General features: G+C 73.8%; 20 protein-coding genes. 5 read left to right on the top strand and 15 right to left on the bottom strand.

Features of this window, described 5'->3' with window-relative positions; genetic code table 11:
* Positions 1–11: 11 nt before the first annotated feature.
* From AB0G16_RS24915 to fabG, 7 genes are read right to left on the bottom strand one after another with little or no spacing between them, the layout of a single operon-like run.
* A complete protein-coding gene (locus tag AB0G16_RS24915) occupies positions 12–1,256 on the bottom strand; it encodes an FAD-dependent oxidoreductase (RefSeq protein WP_362809420.1) in 1,245 nt (414 codons plus the stop codon).
* Positions 1,253–2,044: a nitroreductase family protein gene (locus tag AB0G16_RS24910; protein ID WP_362809417.1), complete on the bottom strand. Its 792-nt coding sequence runs from the start codon at positions 2,042–2,044 to the stop codon at positions 1,253–1,255. Before AB0G16_RS24910 ends, AB0G16_RS24915 begins: the two co-directional genes overlap by 4 nt.
* Entirely contained in the window at positions 2,041–4,452 is a 2,412-nt protein-coding gene (locus AB0G16_RS24905) for a beta-ketoacyl-[acyl-carrier-protein] synthase family protein (RefSeq protein WP_362809414.1), read from the bottom strand. The genes AB0G16_RS24910 and AB0G16_RS24905 overlap by 4 nt, the downstream gene beginning before the upstream one ends.
* A gap of 31 nt (positions 4,453–4,483) precedes the next feature.
* Complete coding sequence (locus AB0G16_RS24900) at positions 4,484–5,548, bottom strand: glycine cleavage T C-terminal barrel domain-containing protein (protein ID WP_362809411.1); 1,065 nt, start codon at positions 5,546–5,548, stop codon at positions 4,484–4,486.
* Positions 5,549–5,551: 3 nt separating this feature from the next.
* Positions 5,552–6,151: a 3-hydroxyacyl-ACP dehydratase FabZ gene (gene fabZ / locus AB0G16_RS24895; protein ID WP_362809408.1), complete on the bottom strand. Its 600-nt coding sequence runs from the start codon at positions 6,149–6,151 to the stop codon at positions 5,552–5,554.
* Positions 6,148–6,438 (bottom strand): phosphopantetheine-binding protein, encoded by a 291-nt coding sequence (locus AB0G16_RS24890; protein ID WP_362809405.1) that lies wholly within the window; start codon positions 6,436–6,438, stop codon positions 6,148–6,150. Before AB0G16_RS24890 ends, fabZ begins: the two co-directional genes overlap by 4 nt.
* A 37-nt stretch (positions 6,439–6,475) precedes the next feature.
* The gene (gene fabG / locus AB0G16_RS24885) at positions 6,476–7,228 is read right to left on the bottom strand and encodes a 3-oxoacyl-ACP reductase FabG (protein WP_362809403.1); all 753 of its coding nucleotides are present in this window, start codon (positions 7,226–7,228) and stop codon (positions 6,476–6,478) included.
* Between the two features lie 134 nt (positions 7,229–7,362).
* Between fabG and AB0G16_RS24880 the strand changes: the two genes are divergently transcribed.
* A complete protein-coding gene (locus AB0G16_RS24880; RefSeq protein ID WP_362809400.1) occupies positions 7,363–9,096 on the top strand; it encodes an FAD-dependent monooxygenase in 1,734 nt (577 codons plus the stop codon).
* A 59-nt stretch (positions 9,097–9,155) separates the two neighbouring features.
* On the opposite strand, the gene AB0G16_RS24875 is transcribed toward AB0G16_RS24880, so the two are convergent.
* A complete protein-coding gene (locus AB0G16_RS24875; RefSeq protein ID WP_362809397.1) occupies positions 9,156–10,493 on the bottom strand; it encodes a hypothetical protein in 1,338 nt (445 codons plus the stop codon).
* Positions 10,494–10,612: 119 nt separating this feature from the next.
* On the opposite strand from AB0G16_RS24875, the gene AB0G16_RS24870 reads away from it, so the two are divergent.
* Entirely contained in the window at positions 10,613–11,080 is a 468-nt protein-coding gene (locus tag AB0G16_RS24870; protein WP_362809394.1) for a hypothetical protein, read from the top strand.
* A 37-nt stretch (positions 11,081–11,117) separates the two neighbouring features.
* Positions 11,118–12,008 (top strand): phosphotransferase, encoded by an 891-nt coding sequence (locus tag AB0G16_RS24865; RefSeq protein ID WP_362809391.1) that lies wholly within the window; start codon positions 11,118–11,120, stop codon positions 12,006–12,008.
* A 27-nt stretch (positions 12,009–12,035) separates the two neighbouring features.
* On the opposite strand, the gene AB0G16_RS24860 is transcribed toward AB0G16_RS24865, so the two are convergent.
* Positions 12,036–13,472, bottom strand: a complete 1,437-nt coding sequence (locus AB0G16_RS24860; protein ID WP_362809388.1) for an AfsR/SARP family transcriptional regulator — start codon at positions 13,470–13,472, stop codon at positions 12,036–12,038.
* Entirely contained in the window at positions 13,472–14,635 is a 1,164-nt protein-coding gene (locus AB0G16_RS24855) for a macrolide family glycosyltransferase (RefSeq protein ID WP_362809384.1), read from the bottom strand. The genes AB0G16_RS24860 and AB0G16_RS24855 overlap by 1 nt, the downstream gene beginning before the upstream one ends.
* 189 nt (positions 14,636–14,824) lie before the next feature.
* Here AB0G16_RS24855 and AB0G16_RS24850 point away from each other — a divergent pair, with 189 nt between their 5' ends.
* Complete coding sequence (locus AB0G16_RS24850) at positions 14,825–15,925, top strand: DegT/DnrJ/EryC1/StrS family aminotransferase (protein WP_362809381.1); 1,101 nt, start codon at positions 14,825–14,827, stop codon at positions 15,923–15,925.
* Between the two features lie 135 nt (positions 15,926–16,060).
* Here the strand turns inward: AB0G16_RS24850 and AB0G16_RS24845 are convergent, their stop codons facing one another.
* From AB0G16_RS24845 to AB0G16_RS24835, 3 genes are read right to left on the bottom strand one after another with little or no spacing between them, the layout of a single operon-like run.
* Positions 16,061–16,657 (bottom strand): dTDP-4-dehydrorhamnose 3,5-epimerase family protein, encoded by a 597-nt coding sequence (locus AB0G16_RS24845; protein WP_362809378.1) that lies wholly within the window; start codon positions 16,655–16,657, stop codon positions 16,061–16,063.
* A 3-nt stretch (positions 16,658–16,660) separates the two neighbouring features.
* On the bottom strand, positions 16,661–17,881 hold the full coding sequence (locus tag AB0G16_RS24840) for a class I SAM-dependent methyltransferase (RefSeq protein ID WP_362809375.1): 1,221 nt from the start codon (positions 17,879–17,881) through the stop codon (positions 16,661–16,663).
* A gap of 9 nt (positions 17,882–17,890) precedes the next feature.
* Positions 17,891–18,517, bottom strand: a complete 627-nt coding sequence (locus AB0G16_RS24835; protein WP_362809372.1) for a DUF1707 domain-containing protein — start codon at positions 18,515–18,517, stop codon at positions 17,891–17,893.
* Positions 18,518–18,753: 236 nt separating this feature from the next.
* Here AB0G16_RS24835 and AB0G16_RS24830 point away from each other — a divergent pair, with 236 nt between their 5' ends.
* Complete coding sequence (locus AB0G16_RS24830; RefSeq protein ID WP_362809479.1) at positions 18,754–20,295, top strand: NDP-hexose 2,3-dehydratase family protein; 1,542 nt, start codon at positions 18,754–18,756, stop codon at positions 20,293–20,295.
* Here the strand turns inward: AB0G16_RS24830 and AB0G16_RS24825 are convergent.
* Positions 20,276–21,115, bottom strand: a complete 840-nt coding sequence (locus AB0G16_RS24825; protein ID WP_362809369.1) for a TIGR03621 family F420-dependent LLM class oxidoreductase — start codon at positions 21,113–21,115, stop codon at positions 20,276–20,278. The two genes, AB0G16_RS24830 and AB0G16_RS24825, sit on opposite strands and share 20 nt — an antisense overlap.
* A complete protein-coding gene (locus tag AB0G16_RS24820; protein ID WP_362809366.1) occupies positions 21,112–21,810 on the bottom strand; it encodes a 4'-phosphopantetheinyl transferase superfamily protein in 699 nt (232 codons plus the stop codon). The genes AB0G16_RS24825 and AB0G16_RS24820 overlap by 4 nt, the downstream gene beginning before the upstream one ends.
* Positions 21,811–21,831: the final 21 nt, after the last annotated feature.

Raw genomic sequence — 21,831 nt, 5'->3', positions numbered from 1 at the left:
CTCCCTGAACATCACGCCGTCTCCCTGAACAACCGCTCGGCGAAGAACTCGCTGAAGCCGAACTCCGGCACGTCCTCCGGGGCGACCATGTTGAGCAGCCCGGTCACCTGCGCGGCGAAGTTGCGCGCCATGAGCCTTCGCACCCGGCGCCTGCGCTCGACGGCGGCGGGACCGAACTCCACGTGCAGCCTGCTGATGATGGAGGCGCCGAAGGCCAGGCGCTCCAGGCGGGACTCCCGCTCGCTCACGTACGGCGCGAACGCCCCGAGCGACCAGTCGGAGGAGTCCAGCAGGATGTCGCAGACCGTGCGGGAGTCGCGCATGGCGCACGACAGGCCGGTGCCGAGCACGGTGTCGGCGTTGCCCGCCTCGTCGCCGATCAGCACGACGCCCTCGGTCAGCGGGGGTCCCTCCGGGACGCTGGACACCGACGGCCACACCGACAGCGGGCCGGCGGGCGTCGACTCGGTGACCGCCTTGCCCCGGTCGGGCAGGCACTCCAGCTCGAACGCGGCCAGGAAGCGCTCGACCGCGCCGGGCCCCCGGTAGCGGTGCTTGTTGACGGTGGGGAAGTTGAGGTAGAGGCGCGCCCGGCCGTGCCCCTGGGGGAAGACCATGAACATGACGTCGCCCTCGGTGCCCATGGCCTGCACGTCGGGCGGCCAGCCGGCCAGGTCCTCGACCATCATGCCGCCGCCCCAGTGGTGCATGGAGTTGCTCATGGTGATGCCGACCTGGCGGCCGACCGTGCAGCCCCGGCCGGTGGCGCCGATCACGAGGCGGGGCCGCAGCTCGGCCGGGCCCTCGGGCGTCCGGTAGGTGACGACGGGCCGCTCCCCGGCGACGACGGCGATCCTGGAGGCGTTCATCACCAGGCGGGCGCCCCCGGCCGTGGCCTGCTCGGCCATCAGCTCGCACACGGCGTGGTGCGGGAACGACATGGGCCCGCCGATGCCGGGGATGAACCTGGTCATGTCCACCGCCTCGACCTCGTCGGCGGCGACGGCCTCGTCCCAGGTCATCCACTCGCGGATCTCCCAGGCGCCGCCGGCCGAGAAGCAGTCGTCGACGCCCAGGCGCTGCGCCTCCCTGATCCCCCAGGGGGCGAGCCACTCGCCGCGGACCAGGTCCCGGTAGCTGTCCTGCTTCTCCAGCACCACCACGGAGAGCCCGCCGGCGGTCAGCTTGCAGGCGGCGGACGCGCCGGCGATGCCCCCGCCGACGATGACGACGTCGGGCTGCTCGGATCGGGTCACTGACCCCACCTCTCCCAGTAGGTCCGTTCCTTGGCGCGGTAGCGCTCGGCCGGGCGGAAGCCGGTCCCCAGCGTGTAGGCGACCGGGATCATGCAGACCTGCGTGACCCCGGTCGGGATGCCGAGCAGGCGCCCGGTCTCGCGTTCGTGCGGCACGTGCAGGCACGTGATCGTGCTGCCGAGTCCCCGGCTGCGCAGGGCGAGCTGGAAGGACCAGACGGCGGGGAAGATGGAGCCGTAGAAGATGCTGGCCCGTGTCTCGCCGTGCTGGACGAGGTGACCGGGGTCCTCGTCGACCTTGTCGGACATCCGCGCGCGCCAGTGGGCGTTGATGGCGGTGATGTCCGGCGGCCGGCCGAGCACGCAGGGGATGACCAGCACCGGCACCCTCGCGATCGTCTCGGTGAGCGCCTGGGCGGAGTCGTAGTTGCGGCGCGCCTGCGCGTCGTTGCGGCGCCGCCCGGCGTTGGTCCACATGTCGTTGCGGTGGAAGGTCCACGACGAGCGGATCATCTCGGCGAGCCTCTCCTTGACGCCCGCCTCGGTGATCACCAGCCAGCGCCAGTTCTGGTGGTTGTTGGCGGTGGGCGCCTGGACGGCGACCTCCAGGGCCTGTTCCACGACCTCCCGGGGGACGGGCCGGTCCAGGTCCAGCCTGCGCCGCACCGAGCGGGTGGTGGTCAGCAACCGGTCGGTCTCGGCCACGTCGAAGGGTGTGCCGCCGGGGGTGCCCGAGAAGGCGCCGGGAGGGGCGCCGGCGGGGAGGGCGCCGGCGGGGGTCCCGTTCACACCGCCTCCAGCAGGACGGCGCCGCGGACCGAGTCGTGCGCCGCGGTCAGCGCCAGCGCGCTCTCCACCGGCCCGTCGAGCTCGGGGGCGGTCACGTACGAGTCCCGGCCGCCGGCGAGCGGCGTGCCGAGCCCGGCCAGCGCCGGGGCGAGGCCGTCGCGGACGGCGAGCGCGGCCAGGGCGATGTTCATCGCGCCGGTGGCGGCCTGGCAGTCGCCGATCAGCGCCGCCGAGGCGGTGAGCAGCGCGTCCGGCACGCGGGCCAGGACCGCCGCCGCCTCCTCGCCGTCGCGGGGCAGGCCGGTGGCGGCGCCGACGACCAGGGCGGGTGCCGCCCCGGGCAGGGCGAGGCTGCGCGCCACCGGTTCGGCTCCCCGCCCGGCCGCGTGCCGGGTGCCGGCCACGCGGGCGTACGGCCTTCCGCCGCGCCCGGCGCAGTGCTCGGCCGACTCGACCACGAAGGCCACGGCCGCGGATCCGGCCACCGGCCCGATGCCCGATGCGGCTCCCGCCCCCGCTCCGGGCCCCGCCCCGGTCCCTGATGCGGCCTCCGGCCCGGCGGGTGGCGCCGGGCGCTCCCCGTAGGGCACCGGCCCGCCGTCACCGGACGGTCCCGCGTCCCCGGCGGCTCCGGAGGCGTCGAGGAGTTCGAAGGAGGCGAGGGCCTGCCGGGCGGCGGTCTCGTCGGCGGCGACGACCAGGACCACCTCGGCCTTGCCCGCGTCGATCATCTCCAGGGCGCAGTCCAGGGCGATGGACGCCGAGGCCGCGCCGTTGCAGAGGGTCGTGGTGGGGCCGCGCAGGCCGAGCGTCTGGCAGACCGCGCCGCCGGTGGCGTTCAGCACCACGTTGGAGAAGCTCAGCACGGCCGGCTTGTTCGGGTTGAGGGCGATGCTGTCGTCGAAGCCGCCGGTGCTCTCGGCCGATCCGGCGCCGGTCGCGAAGACCAGCGCGACGTCGTCCAGCGCCTTGCGCGGCAGCTTGAGGTCGGCGTCCTCCCAGGCCAGGCGGGAGGCGGCGATCGCCAGGCGCGACAGGCGGTTCATGTGCCGCCACAGCGAGCGCGGCGCGAACGTCCGGCCCTCGAGGGAGGGGGCGCGCCCGTCGGCGCGGCGGCCCGCGGTGATCGCCGCGGCCGTCTCGGCGATGCCGGTGCCGGCGCAGGTGACCGGCCCCAGCCCGCTGATCACCGCCTCCCGGCGGGGCGCCGGCCCGTACGGGGCCGGGTCCCGGGGCCGGGTCAGCACGAGCGAGACGTTGTTGCCGCCGAAGGCGTAGTTGTTGGAGACCACCGTGTCGACGGTCATCTCCCTGGCCCGGTTGGGCACGTAGTCCAGGTCGGCCCGTGCGCCGTCGCCGTCGTCGTCGAAGCCGATCGTGGGCGGCACCACGCCGTGGCGCAGGGCCAGCACGCTGGCCACGGCCTCGACCGCGCCGGCCGCGCCGAGGGTGTGGCCGACGAAGGACTTGATGCTGCTGGTGGGCACCCGGGAGGCGCGGTCGCCGAAGACCAGGCGCATGACCTTGGCCTCCATGGTGTCGTTGGCCGGGGTGCCGGTGCCGTGCCCGCTGACGTAGTGGACGTCGTCGGGGGTGAGCCCGGCCTCGGCCAGCGCGCGGCGCACGGCGCCGGCGCCGCCGCGCCCGGTGGGGTCGGGGGCGGTGGCGTGGTAGGCGTCGGCGGACAGGCCGTAGCCGGCGACCTCGGCCAGCGGCGTGGCCCCCCGGGCGAGCGCCAGGTCCAGCGGTTCCAGCAGCAGGAACGCGGCGCCCTCGCCGAGGTTGAGGCCGTCGGAGTGGCTGTAGGGGCGGCACGGGCCGGTGCTGAGCGCCTGCAGCCCGGCGAAGCCGGCGTAGGTGCCGAACAGCAGCGGGTCGACGCCGCCGGCCAGGACCGCGTCGGCCTCGCCGGTGAGGATCTTGTCCCTGGCCAGGCCGACCGCGTTGCCGCCGGCGGCGCAGGCGGTCGAGACGAGGATGCGCGGCCCGCCCAGCCCGAGCCGCTCGGCGACCACGTCGGCGGTGTGGTGCATGGGCTGGTAGCTCCCGCCGGGGCCGGGGGTGGCCTGGCACTTGCCGAGGATGACGCCGAACCGGTCGGGGGCGGGTGCCGCCCGTACCGCCCCGGCCCGCCCCGGCCGCCCGGCCTGCTCGATCGCCTGGTTGGCGGCGACGAGCGCGAGCCGGGCGGTGCGGTCCCCGGCCGCCTCTTCGGCGGGGAGCTGGTCGTCGATCCAGGCGTCGGGCACCTGTCCGGCGTACCTGGCCGTGAACACGGCGAACGCCTCGTCCTCGATGGGGGTGAGACCGCCCCTGGCCGTGGTGAGCCGCGTCCAGAACTCCGCGGGGTCCCTGCCGGCCGCGCAGATGATGCCCAGGCCGGTGACGACGACGGGTCGCAGCGCCATGCTCTGCCTCCTTCTCAGCGTGACCGGCCGATCAGATGATCGGGATGCTCCAGCTCTTGGGCACGATGTACGGGCTGGTCAGCGTGGTGACGCCGAGGCCGTCGACGGTGAGGTCGAGGCCGGCCGCCGCCAGCTCGGGGTCCACCCGGGCCAGGCCGAGGGTGGCGCCGAGACCGGCGCTGTGCACGGCGTGGACGACCTCGCCCACGTCCTGTCCGCCGGCGAGCACGCGGGTGCCCGGCGCGGGGACGCCGTCGCCGCCGGTGAACCCGACCGTGCGCCGCCCTCCCCCGGACTCGAACGCCTCGACCACGGCGTCGCGGCCGACGAAGTCGGCCTTGGTGATGTCGACCAGCCAGTTGGCGCCGATCTCGATCACCGAGGCGCCCGGGGTGACCTCGTGGCGCGGGATCGGCTGGCGCACCTCCAGCATCGCCAGCTCCAGCGCCTCCTGCCCGGCGGGCTCGGCGTGCTCCAGCGCGCCCGCCCACAGTTCGGCGGCGGCCTCGCGCGGGACGATCATCTGGTAGCCGTACTCGCCGGTGTAGCCGGTCCTGGCGAAGATCATGTCCACGCCGTTCCAGTCGGTGTCCACGACGGACTCGAACGGCAGCGAGGCGAGCTCCCCGTCGATCAGCCGGCCGACCACGCCCCAGGCGTAGGGGCCCTCCAGGCCGATGACCGTCAGCTCCGCGGAGCGGTCGACGACCTCGACGCCGTCCTCGGCGTGCGCCAGCACGTGGTCCAGCAGGCGGGCGCCGGCGCCGCAGGAGCTCTCCAGCAGCAGCCCGTCCTCCCGGCCGAAGGCGATGACCTGGTCCACGACCCGGCCGGACCCGTCCAGGACGAGGCTCATCATGCAGCGGTCGGAGGTGAGGTACTCCACGTCGCGGGCCAGCAGCCGCTGGGCGAGGTCCACGGCGCCGGGGCCGGTGATCTCGACGAGCCCGTGCCCGTCGAGGTCGAGCACGGCCGCGCGCTCCCTGAGCACCCGGTACTCCTGCGAGAGCGAGGAGAAGCGCAGCGGGACGGTGGTGTCGCCCACGTCACCGTAGACGGTCCCCTCCGGATGCCGTGTGGCGAGGACGTTGGCCATGGTTCACACCTTTCGCGCGGGACGTTGGTTCGCCGGGTCGGCGATCGTGAGGTTTCCTTCGGCGGCGATCTGGCCGTCCACCCGGGCCGAGACCCGGTACTCGGCGAATCCGGCGCCGCCGCCGGTCTGCTCGGCCGTGAGCACGAGCTGGTCGCCGGGCACGACCGGGCGGCGGAAGCGCATCGACCGGACGCCCGCCAGGTAGCCGATCTCGCTGGCGCCCGCCAGGGCGAAGACCACGCCGGCGAGCTGGGCCATGGCCTCGACGACGACGACGCCGGGCAGGACCGCCTGGCCGGGGAAGTGGCCCTGGAACCACAGCTCGGTGCCGGCGACGTTCTTGGTCGCCGTCCCCTTGACGCCCGGGACCACCTTGACGACCCGGTCGAGCAGCAGCATCGGCCAGCGGTGCGGCAGCACGGCGCGGACCTGGTCGTGGGTCAGCGAGGAGGGGACCGGCGCCTGCCGGCCCGCCGCCCGGGTCGTCGTCCCGGTCGTCCCGGTCGTCCCGGTCGTCCCGGTCGTCGTCCCGGTCGTCGTCCCGGTCGTCGTCCCGGTCGTCGTCCCGGTCACCGCGTCGGTCCCCGTCTGGGTAACCGTCATGCCGGCGCCCTCAGCGCGGGGTCGACCTCGTCTGCGAGCCGCGACACCGAGCCGAACACCGCCATGTCGCTGTCGTAGAGCGCGACGCCGAACTCGGCCTCGATGGCGACGTAGAGCTCCAGCACGTCGAGGCTGTCCAGTTCGAGACCGCGGCCGAACAGCGGCTGGTCGTCGGTGATCCAGCCGGGCTCGATCTCCAGGTCGAGCCGCGACACGATCATCTTCTTGATCTGGCTGCAGGTCTGCCGCCGGTGGGCGGCCTTCGCCCGCAGTTCGTCGATGGTCATGGGTTCTCCTTGTGCGCCGGGCTGGGGGTCGGGCGGGTCACTGGAGGCCGCCGCCGTGCGCGACGACCACCGAGCCGGACATGTACGAGGCCTTGTCCGAGGCGAGGAAGCTGACGATGGAGGCGATCTCCTCCGGCCGTCCCATCCGGCCCAGGCGGATGCGCGACTCGTAGCGCTTCCGGATGTCGGCGGGCACCGTGCGGGTCATGTCGGTGGAGACGAAACCGGGGGCGACCACGTTGGCGCGCACCCCGTGCGGGGCCGCCTCGTTGGACAGCGCGTGGGTGAAGGCGATGATCGCGCCCTTGGAGGCCACGTAGTTGGTCTGGCCGGGGAAGCCGCCGTCGAGCCCGCTGGAGGAGGAGATGGTCACGATGGACCCGCTCCGCTGGTGCTGCATCAGCTTCAGCGCCTCGCGGCAGGCCAGGAAGGTGCCGACGAGGTTGGTGTCCAGGGGGGCGCGGAACTGCTCCAGGCTCATCGCGATGAGGTAGCGGTCCCGGGTGACGCCGGCGCTGGTCACCAGCACGTCGAGCCGCCCGTGGTCGGCCCGTACCGCACGGAAGAGGCGCTTGACGGCGTCCTCGTCGGTGACGTCGGCCTGTACGGCGCTCGCGCTGCCGCCCTCGCCGGCGATCTGGTCGACCACCTCCTTGGCGTCGGTCTCGGAGCGGGCGTAGTTGACGACGACGTGGGCGCCCTCCCGGGCCAGGTCGAGCGCGACGGCCCGGCCGATCCCGCGGGACCCGCCCGTGACCACGGCCACGGAGCCGGGGGCAAAGAGCATCATCTCTCCAGGAATTCGATAATCGCCGGACGATTGATGGGGGTTTACACATAAGCTACTAAGCGCCGATATCACGCCTGTATCACCCAGATATCTGGCCATTGACCTGAATATTCGCAATATATGACCCTGAGTTCATGAATGAGATTGACGCCGAAGTTCTGATCGTCGGAGGCGGGCCCGTCGGGCTCAGTGCGGCCATCGAGCTCGCCCGTCACGGAATATCGGTGCTGCTGGTGGAGAGGCGTACGGATACGTCCGCTTTCCCGAAGGCCCGTCTGATCACCACCAGGACGATGGAGCTCCTGCGCGGCTGGGGCGTCCACGACGAGGTGGAGCGCACCGGCATGCCCCGGGAGGAGTTCCTCGCGGTGGGCGTCGGCAGCTCCCTGACCGCCGACGACTTCGTCCGGTCGGCCGCCGAGCTGGAACGGGACGCCCCGCAGAGCCCCACCTACACCTTCCTGTGCGCGCAGGACCGCCTGGAGGTGATCCTGCGGCGGCGGGCCGAGTCCCGGCCGGAGGCCACCGTGTGGTTCGGCACCACCATGACCGGCATGAGCGCCACCGCCGGCGGCGTGACGGCGGTCGTGAGACACGCCGGCGACGGGACGGCGACCGGCACGGACGCCACCGCCGGTGGCGGCACGGCGGCCGTGAGGCGCCCCGGCGGCGAGACGGTGGTGCGCTGCCGCTACCTGGTGGCCGCCGACGGCAGCCGCAGCGGCGTGCGCGAGGACCTCGGCATCGCCGTCGAGGGGCCGCCGCCGCTCGGGCACATGATCAGCATCATGTTCGAGGCCGACCTCGGCTTCCTGCCCCCCGAGCGGCGGGCCGCGCTGTCGTTCCTGCGCGACCCGCCCTGCGCCGTGGAGGCGGTGGACCACGAGCGGCGCTGGATGGTGCAGACCGGCTACGAGCCCGAGCTGGGCGGCAGCCCGGAGGACTTCACCGAGGAGGCCTGCCTGGCGGCCGTGCGCGCCGCGGTCGGCGTGCCCGACCTGCCCGTCACCCTCCTCGGCGTGATGCCGTGGCTGCAGCAGGCCATGGTCGCCACCGCCTTCCGGGCCGGGCCGGTCTTCCTGGCGGGCGACGCCGCGCACGTGGCGACGCCGCAGGGCGGGTTCGGCATGAACTGCGGCATCCAGGACGCGCACAACCTGGCCTGGAAGCTGGCCGCGGTGCTGCGCGGCACGGCGGGCGAGGAACTGCTGGACACCTACGAGACCGAACGCCGGCCCGTCGCGGCCCGCACGGTGGACCAGAGCCTGAACAACGCGCTGATCACCTTCGCGATGATGGAGGGCCGGCTGTCCATGCGGGAGGCGATCGAACAGCAGGCCGGACGGCGTAGCTGCGAGGGACTGGTGCTGGGGTTCGGCTACGACTCCGGCGCCGTGCTGCCCGACGGCACCGCTGCCCCCGCTCCCGCCGACCCCTACCGCACCTACGTCCCCGTGGCCCGTCCCGGCCACCGGGCCCCGCACGTGTGGCTTCACGGACCGGACGGGCGTGTCTCGACGCTGGACCTGCTCGGCCCGCGCTTCACGCTCCTCGCCCCCGCGGGCGCCGGCTGGCCCGGGGCGGCCGCGGAGGCCGCCGCCCTCACCGGCGTCCCGCTCACCGCCGTGGAGATCTCGGACACGGAGATCCCGGACGCGGAGATCCCGGACACGGAGATCCCGGACGCGGAGGCCTCCGGGGCCAAGGGCCCGCTCGTCTCCCCCACCTGGGCCAAGGAGTACGGGCTCGGCCCCGTCGGCGCCGTCCTGGTCCGCCCGGACGGTCACGTCGCCTGGCGCTCCCCGGAGGGCCCGGTGTCGGCGCGGGCGCTCGTCGAAGCCCTCGACCGGGTCCTGTCCAAGAGATGAAGCGGATGAGACGGCTCGTGATCGACCCCGATCCCGAGCGGAGAGTCGGGGCCTTGGCGTCAGCGCAGAAGCCCGGCCGCCAACACATCGGCCTGCGCCACGTGCGCGTCGGCGCGGCATCGCACCCAGCCCTGCCGCAGCACCCGTAGTTCGCCGCGGACCCGCGCCGACACGACGCCTTCGAGGTACTCTCGCAGGCTGAGCACCGCCACTGCGGCCCGCTCCGCATCCCCGGCCCGTAGGTACGCTCGGGCGCACCGCAACCCCACCAGGGCGCGGGTACGGCGCTCCACCGGCCGCCGCGACCCTGTCGACGCCGCGTAGTGCTCCGCTGCCGCGACGTGGTCACCCAGTGCGGTGAGCGCCAACCCGGTCTGATGCGCCAGCGACTCACGCCGGTAGTTGCCCGTCCACTCCACCTCCGGCGACGAATCCACCCTCTCCAACTGCGCCTCCGTGCGACGCAGCAAGGTCAGCGCGTCCTGGCGGTTCGCGACCCCGGCGTGCGCCTCGGCCTGCATGCCCGTCACCCACGCCACCGTCCGTCCCGGCGCCCGGCCGCCGAGAGCCGACGCCGCCGCGTCCGCCAGGACCAGCGCCTCCCGGTCGTGGCCGAGCTCCCGGGCCTGTACCGCCATGGATCGCAGCGACGTGGCCCGCAACACCCGATCCCCCGCCTCGTCCGCCAGGCGGACGGTCTGCACGTGGTATCGCAGCGCGAGGCCGTTGGCGCCGGCGTCCATCGCCATGTACGCCGCCAGGTAGGTGAGCTCCGCCGCGGCGCGGAACAGGTTCGGGCGGGCCCGGCCGGCGGTGCCCTGCAGCAGAGGAGCGACGTCGTGAACGAGGTAGGCGGCGACGGCGTGGCGGGCGTGGCCACCGCCGTACAGGTCGTCCAGGTCGCCGAAACGGCGAGCGGTATCGCGGATCCGGGCGGCGTCTCCGGCGCCTCCCCGGCGCGCTGAGACGCGAGCCGAGCTTGCCGGAGGTGCGGCGAGTCCGGCCAGGGAGAAAGCACCAGCGGTCAGCACGGTACGGCGACGCAGCATGTCGTCCTCCCCGAGGGCGGTCAGCCGGGCGACCACGTCGCCCTGCCACGGATCATCCGCCGCCTCGGCGAGCCCGGCAACCTCCGGCCACCCCAGGTCACCCGGTACGAGGTCCGGTCGGCGAAGGCCGCGGCGAAACGCCTCCGTGCCGGCGCATATGCCCTCCGGCCGCGGTGTCGTCCCGGTCAGCCAGTGACCGACCGTCGAGTGGTCATAGTGCAGCGGGACACCGTTCTCCGTGGCCACGGCGTTGATGTGCCGCGCCGTCTGCGTGCGGGTCCACCCGGCGGCTTCGATCGCCGCGGCCAGGGCCGTGTTGCTGATCGGGCGTACTCGCTTGGGGGGCATCGCAGACCATTCACATCGGTTCACATCGCTGGAGTCTCGACGATGAACCTCGGCCAGAGGAACGTCAAGGAGTAGCGGCCCTTAACACAGAGTTAAGGCCCCAACCGTTCGGAGGACCCATGAGCGTCATCCTCGACCGGCCCGCCATCACCCCCCGCGCCCTCATCGGCCCCGCCCTGTGGGGTCGGCTGACCGCACGGATCGCCGTCGATCACCCCGAGCACGCCCACCAGGCTGACGTCATCATGGAGCAGGCACTCGCGTTCCTCGCCGCCTGCGCCGCACGCCCGGGAGCCCGGCTCGCACCCTCCGAAATCGTCGACATCGGCTGGCACACGTTCATCCTCCACACCCAGGAGTACGCGGAGTTCTGCGAGCAGAACGCCGGCCGGTTCATCCACCACAGCCCCACCGACGAGGGAGGCGCCGAGAGCGGTGGGTGCACGGCGGCTGACACCGTCACCGTCATGCGCGAGCTCGGCCTGCCGGTCGTCGCCGGCCTGTGGGGACACGCCGCCGCGTGCGAGGGCAGTGGCACCGGCAAGTGCAGCCAGTGCCATCAGGGTTGCACCGACAGCAACAAATAGGCCCCCTGTCTGGTAGGGAAGGCGTACCGTGCGGAGCATGGGCGGGTGCCGATGGGACGACCTTCCTGCTGAGGTCCACGCAGAGATCACGGCCGAGTGCGGGCCCGTCCTGGGCGTGACCTCGCTGCCGGGAGGCCTGACCGCGGGACTCGCCGCCCGTCTGGACACGGCGGCCGGGCGGATGTTCGTCAAAGCCCTGCCCGAGTCGTCGCCGTCCGCACCGCTCTACCAGCGTGAGCGCCTCGTCGGTGCCGCACTCCCCGAAGGGGTTCCCGCTCCGCGACTGCTGTGGAGCGGGCACACCGCCGGGTGGATCACCCTCCTGATCGAGCACGTCGACGACGCGCGGGAGGTCGACCTCAGCCCCGGCTCCTCCGACCTTCACGGCGTTCTGGAACTCGTCCAGGTGCTCGGTGAGACGCTCACCCCGAACCCGGGCGCCCAGGTGCCGCCTGTCGTCGACAACGTGCAGTTCTTGATCCGCCGGGCCGATGCGTTACTCGCCGCCCCGCCTCCCGACCTGCTGGCGGCGGACGCCTACCGCCGAGCCCGCGGTCTGCTGGATCTGGATGCGCTCGCCGGGTCCGCGCTGCTGCACGCCGACCTTCACGAAGGCAATCTCCTCACGTGCTCGGCCGGGGTACGGGTCGTTGACTGGGGGCTCGCCTGCCAAGGCGCCGCCTGGGTGGAGACCGCACTGTTCGTGCCGCGGCTGATCCTGGCTGGTCACTCCCCTGAACAGACCGAGCGCCTGGTCGGGCAGGTGGCCGCGTGGAAGAGCGCTCCCGCCGACGCGGTGACCGGTCTGGCCGCCGCGTGGTCACTGTTCCGCGAGTTCGTCGCCCGCAACGGCCCCGCTGGCATCCGGGCGTCCCGGGCGCGGGCCGCGGCGGCCGGGCGGGCGTGGGTGGAGTACCGCACCGGCTGAGCCCGCGGCCGGACCGCCGGACGGTCCTCAGGCGGCGGGACGGCCCGGGTGGGAGCGCAGGCGGGCGGCGCCGAGCCGCAGCGACAGCGGGTTGCCGCGCGAGGTGGCCACGAGGTCCGACAGCGCCCGGGGGTCGAGCGCCTCACCGGCCAGCAGGTCCGCCAGGTGCCTGGCCGCGTCGTCGGTCAGGGGCCGCAGGAACGCCCGGTCGGCCCCCTGCCGCGCCACCAGGTCGTCGAGCGGGTCGGCGCCGGTGACGATGACGCGGCAGTCCGGCCCGCTGGGCATCAGCGGCAGCACCTGGTCGGCGTGCTCGGCGCCGTCCAGCACGACCAGCAGCCGCCTGCGCGCCGTGCAGCTCCGGTAGAGGGCGAGCTTCTCGGCGGGGTCGGACGGCATGTCCTGCACCCCCAGCGCGCGCAGGAACCGGTCCATCACCGGCGCGGGCCCGGTGCCGCCCATGTCGGCGTAGAGCTGCCCGTCGGGGAAGCGGTCCGCCTGGCGGTGCGCCCAGTGCACCGCCAGCGTGGTCTTGCCGACGCCCGCCGCCCCGCACAGCACCATGGCGCCCGGCGCGCGGGCGGAGCCCAGGAGCGCGTCCAGCGTGGCCAGCTCCTCGTCGCGGCCCACGAACGGCAGGACCTGCGGCGGGAGCTGCGAGGGCACCGGCCGGCCGGCGGCGGGCCGCGACGCGGGCGGGCGCATGAGGACCGACTCGTCCCGCAGGATCTGCTCGTGCAGCCGCCGCAGGGCCGGGCCGGGTTCGAGACCGATCTGCTCCAGCAGGTAGCGGCGGGTCTCCTGGTAGGTCCGCAGCGCGTCGGCGCGGCGGCCCGCCCGGTACTGCGCCAGCATGAGCTGCGCCCGTACCCGTTCCCGGAAGGGCGACTCGGCCACGAGGGCGAGCAGCTCGGGGATCACCTGGTGGTGGCGGCCGAGCTCGATCTCCAGGACCAGGCAGGTCTCCAGGGCCTCCAGCCGCGACTCGGCCATCCGCGCCGCGTCGTAGCGCAGCCCGCGGATGTCCTCGAACGGCTGGCCGCGCCAGAGCGCGAGCGCGTCGCGCAGCAGCAGGACCGCGTCCTCCCGCTCGCCGGCGGCGGCCTGTCCGCGCGAGCGCGCCACCAGGTCCCGGAAGCGGAGCCAGTCGATGCTGGCGGGGGCGGCGCGCAGCAGGTAGCCGGGGCTGGAGGTCTCGATCAGGCCGGCGCCGAGCGTGCGGCGCAGCCGGGAGACGCAGATCGCCACCTGCCGCCAGGCGCTCGGCGGCGCCGAGCCCGCCCACACGGCCTCGACCAGCCGTTCCACGCTCATCACGCGGTTGGCGTTGAGCAGCAGGCTGGCCAGGATGACCAGTTCCCTGTTGGCGCTCATGGGCAGCTCGGCACCGTCCTTGAACACGGTGAGCGGGCCCAGCACGTGGAACTCGAACGCGGGCGCCCGGCCGGGCGCGGGCCGCTCCATCAGGCGTCCAGACGGCGTTCGAGCACGTCGGCGGCGCGGGCCGTGCCGCCCGCCGCCTCGATCTCCCGCCGCATCCCGCCCGCGGCCCGCCGCAGGTCCTCGTCGGCGGCGACGGCGAGCACCGTCTCCACCAGGCGGCCGGGGGTGAGGCCGGCCGGGTCGAGCGTCCGGCCGAGGCCGAGTTCCTCGATGCGGCGGGCGGCCAGCCGGTCGATGGCGGTGGCGGGGAGCACGACCGAGGGACGGCCGCGGTAGAGCGTCTCCATGGCCGTTCCCATGCCGGCGTGGGTGACCGCCACCGAGGCGTGGCTAAGCACGTCCAGGTGCGACACCCACCGGCGGACCTCGACGGTGGGCGGCAGCGGGCCGAGGTCGGCCGGGTCCATGCCGTCGCCCACCGTGATCACGGCCCGCCAGGGCAGCTCGGCGAAGGCCCGCACGCAGGTGCGGAACAGCTCCGGGCGGCTGCTGAGCACGGTGCCGAAGGACAGCAGCGCGATCGGCAGCCCGTCCCCCGGCGGTTCCCATCCGCTCAGGAAGGGGCGCTCGCCCAGGCAGGGGCCGACGAAGGAGAACCGCTCGTCGAAGGTGTCGCCCGCGAACTGGAAGGCGCGCGGCAGGGTGACCAGGTTGGAGTCCTGCACCTCCCACCACAGCTCGGCCGGGTCGACGCCCACCCCGTGGGCGCCGGCCAGGTCACGGGTCCTGGCGAGCATGTCGTCCACCCAGCCCGGGAACTCGGGGACGGCCCCGCCCTCCTGCCCGGCGTAGATGGCCGACAGGAAGGAGAAGTGGGCGTTGGAGGCGAAGACGGGGATGAGCTGCGTGGCGGGCAGCTCCCACTTCCTGGCCAGGATCCGCCCGGCGTGCAGGACGGAGACGTCGTAGACGATCACGTCCGGCCGGTGCTCCGGACCGGCCGCGGCGAGCATCGCCGCGCTCTCGTCGAGGAAGAGCGAGAGCAGGCCGAGCGGGTCGTCCTCCAGCTTCCGCAGCTCCACGTCCTGGTAGATCGACCCGTACGGGAGCACGGTGGCTCCGGCCTGCGTCACCGGCCCGGCCATGGCGGGCGAGGTGAGATAGGTGACCTGGTTCCCCCGGCGGACCAGTTCGGCGACCACGGCGAGGCTGGGAATGACATGACCGTGGTCGGGTTGGCACATGAAAAGAAAACGCCCCGTCATGTGGAGCCTCCCCGCAGGATTTGCGCATTGCGTGCGATGCCCAATCTATGGACGGCGGCGAGAAACGGTCACCCCTAGAGCGCCCCTCATGTTCGCGCCCGTTCTAGGGGTTCCCCGGTTCCGGCTCGGGGTGTTTATCCTGGGGCCGCCGGAGCCCGAGGAGGACGAATGGCCACGCGCGTGTGGGATTACCTTCCCGAATACGAATCCGAACGAGCCGACATCCTGGACGCCGTCGAGACCGTGTTCCGTTCCGGCCGGCTCGTCCTGGGCGAGAGCGTGCGCTCCTTCGAGGAGGAGTTCGCCGCCTACCACGGCGTGCGCCACTGCGTCGGCGTCGACAACGGCACCAACGCCGTCAAGCTGGGCCTGCAGGCGCTGGGCGTCGGCCCGGGCGACGAGGTCATCACCGTTTCCAACACGGCCGCGCCGACGGTGGTGGCGATCGACGCCACCGGCGCCACGCCGGTCTTCGTCGACGTGCGCGCGGACACGTACCTGATGGACGTCGAGCGGGTGGAGGCGGCGATCACGCCGCGCACCCGCTGCCTGCTGCCGGTCCACCTGTACGGGCAGTGCGTGGACATGGCGCCGCTGGAGCGGCTGGCCGCCACCTACGGGCTGGTGATCCTGGAGGACTGCGCGCAGGCCCACGGCGCCCGCCACCACGGCAGGACCGCCGGCTCGATGGGCGACGCGGCGGCCTTCTCCTTCTACCCGACCAAGGTGCTGGGCGCCTACGGCGACGGGGGCGCGACGATCACCTCCGACGGGAAGGTGGAGGGCGCGCTGCGGCGGCTGCGCTACTACGGGATGGAGCGGACGTACTACGTGGTCGAGACGCCCGGCCACAACGCGCGGCTGGACGAGGTGCAGGCGGAGATCCTGCGCCGCAAGCTGGGCCGGCTCGACCGCTACGTCGCCGGCCGCCGCGCGGTGGCCGCCCGCTACGACGAGGCCCTGGCCGGCACCGGCCTGGTGCTGCCGCGGACCGCCGAGGGCAACGAGCACGTCCACTACCTGTACGTGGTGCGCCACCCGCGCCGGGACGAGATCATCGAGGAACTGCGCGCCCACGACATCCACCTCAACGTCAGTTATCCGTGGCCGGTGCACACCATGTCGGGCTTCGCCCACCTGGGGTACGCGCCGGGCAGCCTGCCGGTGACCGAGGCGCTGGCCGGGGAGATCTTCTCCCTGCCGATGTACCCGTCGCTTCCGGTGGGGACGCAGGAGCGGGTCGTCACCGCGCTGCGGAAGGCCCTGTAGGGGTCACCGGCTGTAGGAGTCACCAGGGGGTGCCGGGGGTGCCGGGGGTACCGCTCCCGCGGAAGGCGCCGTAGCGGTCACCACCCCTGCGAAGGCGCCAGGAGTGCAACCACCCCGGAGGCGCCGCACGGGCCGTCAGCGCACCGCGTACGGCGCCGGGACGGGTGCGTAGTCCGGGAGCAGCCCGCGCGCCGCCGCCTCGGCCAGGGTGGGCGCGGCGGCGTCGCGCTCCGACAGCGCCGGCGGCTGCCCGCCCGGCAGCGGCAGCGCGAGGTCCTCGTCGAGGACCGACAGGGTGAGGTCGTCCTCCCTGCGGTACTCGGCGGACAGCAGGTAGCACATCACGGTGTCGTCCTCCAGGGCGGCGAACGCGTGGCCGGCGCCCGGCGGGAGGTAGACGGCGCGGCCGTTGCCCGCGGTCAGCTCCACCGCCTCCCAGCGGCCGAACGTCGGCGATCCAACCCGCAGGTCGACGACCATGTCCAGGGCCCGGCCGCCGGCGCAGAAGACGTACTTGGCGGTGCCGGGCGGGGCCAGCGTGTAGTGCAGGCCGCGCACCACGCCGCGCCGGGAGACGTTCCGGCTGGCCTGCGCGACGGGGAAGAGCGGGCGGCCCACCGCGGCGGCGAACGTGCTCTCCTGGTACGGGGAGGCGAAGTTGCCGCGCGGGTCGGAGTGGACGTCGGGATCGAACACGAAGGCGCCGGCCACGGCCAGCTCACGGCGTTTCACCGGTCAGCCCCGCACCAGGTGCACGTCGGGGACGTACAGGATCCACGTGCCGCCGGCGTCGCGGAACGCGGTCTCCTTGGCCATGATCTCCTCGGCGTGGTTCCAGGCGAACAGCAGCGCGTAGTCCGGGTAGGGGGACGCGAACGCCTCGGGGCCGCGGACCGGGATGCGCGATCCGGGCGCGAGCCTGCCCTGCTTGGCCGGGGTGCTGTCACAGATGTGGGGGACGAGGTCGGGGCCGATGCCGCAGTAGTTGAGCACCGTGGCGCTCTTGGCGGTGGCGCCGTAGCCGTGGACCGTGGCCCCTCGCGCGCGCAGTCCGGTCAGCAGGTCCACGAGGTCGTCGCGGATGCCGGCCACGCGGTCCGCGAAGGCGCGCAGCGTGCGCGGGTCGGCCAGGGCGGCGGCCTCCTCGGCGGCCAGGAGCTCGGCCACGGCCGGGCTCGGCGTCCTGGCGCCGCGCGCGGCCAGCGTGTAGCGGACCTCCCCGCCGTGCACGGGCAGCCGCTCCACGTCCACCAGCTCGAACCCGTGGCGGCGGGCCGTCTCCCGTACGGAGGTGGCGGAGAACAGGTAGAAGTGCTCGTCGTAGATCTGGTCGAAGGAGGCGCGCTCCAGGATGTCGCCCAGGTAGGGGTCCTCGAACACGAAGACGCCGCCGGGGCGCAGCAGCGTGGCGACCCCCTTCATGATCGAGTCCAGGTAGGGGATGTGGCACAGGGTGTTGGCGGCGTAGACGACGTCGGCGGGTCCCTCGAAGGCCAGGATGTCCGCCGCGACGGCGGCCTCGAAGAAGTCCTTGCGCACCCGCACGCCGCGGGCCGCGGCCAGGTCGGCCACGCCGCCCGACGGATCGACGCCGAGGTGGCGGACGCCCGCGGCGGCGATCGTCGCCAGCATGGTGCCGTCGTTGCACCCCAGCTCGACGACGAACGGGTCGGGCCCGGCCAGCTCGGTGGCGAGCAGCCGATCGGCCAGCGAGCGGAAGTGCTCGCGCATCACCGCCGAGCCCGACGACAGGTAGGGGTAGCCGTCGTGGAACATGCGCTCGCGGGGCACCTCGTTCAGGAGCTGCACCATCGTGCAGTCCTCGCACACCCCCACGGCCAGGTCGAAGGAGAACTCCTCACCGGTGTCGCCCGGCAGGACGAAGGCGTCGGAGATCGGCTGGCGGCCGAAGTCGGCGAAACGGTGGAGACGGCCCGAACAGATCCGGCACGCCATGCGATCCTCCTAGGTCGTGGCCTTGCGGTACCTCACCCAGACGTCGCCGGTCTGGACGTAGCCGGTGAGCCGCACGGTGACGCCGTCGGGCGCGAGCGGGACCGGCGGGCGGTTGTAGACGGCGCCCATCCAGCGGCGGACGACCTCCTCGTCGCGGACCACCCAGCCGCGCGGCACCACCACGACGATGTCGCCGAACCAGGAGGTGATCTCCAGGTCGAGCACGACCTCCGGGTGCGGGCAGTCGGCCAGGGTGAAGTCGATCTTCACCTTGCCCCACCGCCCGGCCTTGGCGCTCAGGTACGGGGGCACGCTCCAGCGGCCCGCCTGCTCGACCCGGCCGCTGGTCGTGTGCAGTTGCAGCACGTCGCCGCCCGTCGCGACGGGCAGCGGCACGGTGCGCGGCGAGAGCGACGACGCTCTCGGCGCCCCCGGCGTCCCCGACGGCGCTCCGGGCAGCGGCAGGTCGGCCACGACGTCGTCCAGCTCGCCCAGCGTGCGGGCCGCGTAGGTGCGGTCGACGCGCTCGTTCAGCTCCTCCAGGGTGATGCGCCCCTCGCTGACGGCGACGCGCAGCGCCTCGGCGACCCTGTCACGGTCGTGGTCACTGGCCCGCACTTCCCGGTGATCGGTCATGGCGTCCACCCTAGAAGGGTAGGAACGCCGCGGCCCAGAGCAGAACCCCTATCGTCGGGCCGCGCGCGGGACAGGGGTCGGCGCGGGAGCAGGGGTTGAGCGGCTCCGGCGGCCCGTGGCAGCGTCACCCGTGACAGACCGCGAACGAACCGCGCACGAACCGCCGGCGGACCGTCGGCGCACCGCGAACGGACCGCCGAGGTACCGGCCGCGTACCGCCCACGAGCCGCCCACGTATCGCCGACGAGCCGGCGTGTCGCCTGCGACCCGCCGGTGGATCGCGCTGTGAGGAGCCTGCCATCACCGACGTACAGGAGTGGCTGCGCGAGACGGCCGGGCACACGTTCATGAGCGTGACCCGGCTGCCCCTGGAGGAGCTGGCCGGCTGGCACGAGGACGCGGAGACGGGCGACATCCGCCACCGCAGCGGCCGGTTCTTCACGGTCGAGGGGCTCGACGTGCGCCGGCCCGGGTGGGCGGTGCCCGCCTGGACCCAGCCGATCATCAACCAGCCCGAGGCGGGCATCCTCGGCATCCTGCTCAAGCGCGTCGGCGGTGTTCCGTACCTGCTGATGCAGGCCAAGAACGAGCCGGGCAACGTCGACGGGCCGCAGCTCTCCCCCACCGTACAGGCGACCAGGAGCAACTACACCGGGGTGCACCGGGGGCGGCCGGTGCCGTACCTGGACTTCTTCCGGGAGCCGCGCGGGCGGGTGCTGGCCGACGTGCGCCAGTCGGAGCAGGGCGCCTGGTTCTACCGCAAGCGCAACCGCAACATGGTCGTGGAGGTCGGCGAGGAGGTGGTGGCGGCCGAGGGGTTCCGGTGGCTGCCGCTGCGGGAGGTGCGGGACCTGCTGTCGGTGCCCGACCTGGTCAACATGGACGCCCGGACGGTGCTGGCGTGCCTGCCGTCGCGGGACGGCACGGCGGGCGGCGGGCCCGCCGTGCCGTCCGGCGGGTCCGGCGGGTCCGGCGGGCCCGGTGGGTTCGGTGCCCTGCTGGAGCGCTCGCGCGACCCGCGCGCGGACGCCGCGCACGGTGTGCGGGAGATCCTGAGCTGGCTCAGCGGCATCCGCTCCACGGTGGACGTCCAGGCCAGGCCGCTGCCGCTCAACCGGCTGCGCGGCTGGCACCGCTCCGGCGGCCGCATCTCGCACGAGACCGGCAGGTTCTTCGACGTCGTCGGCGTGCGCGTGGAGGCGCACGGCCGCGAGGTGAACCGGTGGACGCAGCCGATGATCGAGCCGGTGGGCACGGGGCTCGTCGCCTTCCTGGTCAGGCCGGTACGCGGGGTGCTGCACGCGCTGGTGCACGCCCGCGTCGAGCCCGGCTACACCGACGTGGTGGAGCTGGCCCCGACCGTGCAGTGCACGCCGGGCAACTACGACCACCTGCCGGCGCGGGCCAGGCCGGCACTGCTGGAACAGGTGCTGGAGGCCCCCGCGGAGCGGGTGCGCTTCGACACCGTCCTGTCGGAGGAGGGCGGCCGTTTCTACCACGCGCGCAACCGCTACCTGGTGGTGGAGACCGACGAGGACCCGCTGCCCGGCCACCCCTCCTTCCGCTGGCTCGCCCTGCATCAGCTCGACGAGCTGCTGCGGCACAGCTACTACCTGAACATCCAGGCGCGCACCCTGATCGCCTGCCTGCACGGCCTGACGGACGCAGCGGGCGCAGCGGGCACGGTGAGGACGACGGGCGCGGTGAACGCGACGGGCGCGGTGAACGCGGAGGCGGCGGGCGAGCGCCGGCGGCCCGTCACCGGAGGTGTTCGATGACCCTGCCGAAGTCCTCCATCGCGGAGTCCATCACGGTGACGTACGTGAACCCGTAGCGTTCCCGGTCCCGGCGGATCTGCTCGGCGATCTGCGCGGGGGTGCCGGTGAAGAGCGTCGGCACCTCCAGGAGCTGCTCGACGGTGAGGTCGGGGGCGTAGCGGCGCAGGCTCCGCACCCCGGCGCGGCGGTCGCGCGTCAGCACGGTGCCCTTGGACAGGACGTTGAGCTCCGGCTGGGTGGAGCGCGCGCCCGCCGCCGCGCGCACGTGCGCGACGCGCCCGAGCAGCGTGCCGGCGTCGACGAGCGCGGTCCTGCCGTACTCCGGGCGGAACGGCGCGCCGGTGAAGCTGACGATCTCGGCGTTGCGGGCGGCGAGGCTCAGCACCCGGTCGCCGTGCCCGCCGATCATGAGGGGCGGGCGCTTGTGCTCCAGCAGGTGGTCGAGCTCGGCGACGAGCCTCTCCAGCGTGCGGGCGCGGACCCCGGCGCCGAAGGGCAGCCCGGCCGCCTCGAACTCGGCCCGCACGTAGCCGGTGCCGAGCCCGAGCTCCAGGCGCCCGTCCATGAGCCGGTCGAGGGTGACGACGTCCCTGGCGAGCAGGGCCGGGCGGTGGAAGGAGGCGTTGAGCACGTAGGTGCCGATCATCACCCGCTCGGTGACCTCGGCGGCCAGCAGCGCGGTGGGGAACGGCGCGAGCAGGTTCAGGTGGTCGGGCACGGCGATCACGTCGTAGCCGAGCGCCTCGGCGCGCCGGCACCTGGCCGCCCACTCGTTCCTGGAACAGTCCTCGGCGATGAGCACGACCCCGAACCTGGTCATGACGGGTCTCCTTCCGGGGGGTGGGCGGGCGGGACGGGCGGCGGGGCCGCCGGTGCGGCGACGGCGGTGACGATCAGGCCCTCGCCGGTCCGCCACCGGCCGTTGAAGCCGGTCAGCGGCCTGCCCATCCAGCGCGGCCCCGGCACGAGCAGTTCGGCCCTGAACGTGCCGCGCTCGGCGTCGAGGCCGATCACCGCGTCCTGGAAGTCGAGCCAGCGCCCGGCCAGCGGGAACCACGCCTTGTAGACCGCCTCCTTGGCGCTGAACAGGAGCCGGTCCCAGCTCGTGCGCGGGTGCCGGGCGGCCAGCCCGAGCAGCATCTCGCGCTCGCGGGGGACGGAGACGGCCTCCAGCACCCCGGGGGGCAGCGGGAGGTCGGGCTCGGCGTCGATGCCGACGGCACCGGGCTCCACGCTGACGGCGGCGGCGCGGTAGCCGGCGCAGTGGGTGATGCTGCCGACGACCCCCGGGGGCCAGAGCGGCTCGCCGCAGGGGCCGCTCAGGATCGGGACGGGGGCTACGCCGGCACGGCGCATGGCACGGCGGGCGCAGTCGCGGGCGGTGGTGAACTCCGCGCGCCGCCCGGCGGCCGTCCCGCGCACCAGCGCGGCCTCCCCGGGAAACAGGACGGCATCGGACGGGTCGGTAAAGGTGTCGAAAACCTTGACCGTCACGGGCAGGATCTGCTCGATCACTGAACCTCCTCGGACCCCGTA

The sequence above is a fragment of the Streptosporangium sp. NPDC023615 genome (genome assembly GCF_040640155.1).
In the GTDB taxonomy this organism is placed as follows: domain Bacteria; phylum Actinomycetota; class Actinomycetes; order Streptosporangiales; family Streptosporangiaceae; genus Streptosporangium.
Note: the sequence above shows the minus strand (reverse complement) of the source record. Positions and strands in the feature narration are given on the sequence as shown.

What these genes read in the sequence shown, in the direction of transcription:
- fabZ (WP_362809408.1), bottom strand. Translation starts at nt 6,151, where the DNA reads ATGACGGTTACCCAGACGGGGACCGACGCGGTGACCGGGACGACGACC.
- AB0G16_RS24835 (WP_362809372.1), bottom strand. Translation starts at nt 18,517, where the DNA reads ATGACCGATCACCGGGAAGTGCGGGCCAGTGACCACGACCGTGACAGG.
- AB0G16_RS24905 (WP_362809414.1), bottom strand. Translation starts at nt 4,452, where the DNA reads ATGGCGCTGCGACCCGTCGTCGTCACCGGCCTGGGCATCATCTGCGCG.
- AB0G16_RS24850 (WP_362809381.1), top strand. Translation starts at nt 14,825, where the DNA reads ATGGCCACGCGCGTGTGGGATTACCTTCCCGAATACGAATCCGAACGA.
- AB0G16_RS24900 (WP_362809411.1), bottom strand. Translation starts at nt 5,548, where the DNA reads ATGGCCAACGTCCTCGCCACACGGCATCCGGAGGGGACCGTCTACGGT.
- AB0G16_RS24865 (WP_362809391.1), top strand. Translation starts at nt 11,118, where the DNA reads ATGGGCGGGTGCCGATGGGACGACCTTCCTGCTGAGGTCCACGCAGAG.
- fabG (WP_362809403.1), bottom strand. Translation starts at nt 7,228, where the DNA reads ATGATGCTCTTTGCCCCCGGCTCCGTGGCCGTGGTCACGGGCGGGTCC.
- AB0G16_RS24855 (WP_362809384.1), bottom strand. Translation starts at nt 14,635, where the DNA reads ATGTGCCAACCCGACCACGGTCATGTCATTCCCAGCCTCGCCGTGGTC.
- AB0G16_RS24840 (WP_362809375.1), bottom strand. Translation starts at nt 17,881, where the DNA reads ATGGCGTGCCGGATCTGTTCGGGCCGTCTCCACCGTTTCGCCGACTTC.
- AB0G16_RS24875 (WP_362809397.1), bottom strand. Translation starts at nt 10,493, where the DNA reads ATGCCCCCCAAGCGAGTACGCCCGATCAGCAACACGGCCCTGGCCGCG.
- AB0G16_RS24860 (WP_362809388.1), bottom strand. Translation starts at nt 13,472, where the DNA reads ATGGAGCGGCCCGCGCCCGGCCGGGCGCCCGCGTTCGAGTTCCACGTG.
- AB0G16_RS24890 (WP_362809405.1), bottom strand. Translation starts at nt 6,438, where the DNA reads ATGACCATCGACGAACTGCGGGCGAAGGCCGCCCACCGGCGGCAGACC.
- AB0G16_RS24880 (WP_362809400.1), top strand. Translation starts at nt 7,363, where the DNA reads ATGAATGAGATTGACGCCGAAGTTCTGATCGTCGGAGGCGGGCCCGTC.
- AB0G16_RS24870 (WP_362809394.1), top strand. Translation starts at nt 10,613, where the DNA reads ATGAGCGTCATCCTCGACCGGCCCGCCATCACCCCCCGCGCCCTCATC.
- AB0G16_RS24825 (WP_362809369.1), bottom strand. Translation starts at nt 21,115, where the DNA reads ATGACCAGGTTCGGGGTCGTGCTCATCGCCGAGGACTGTTCCAGGAAC.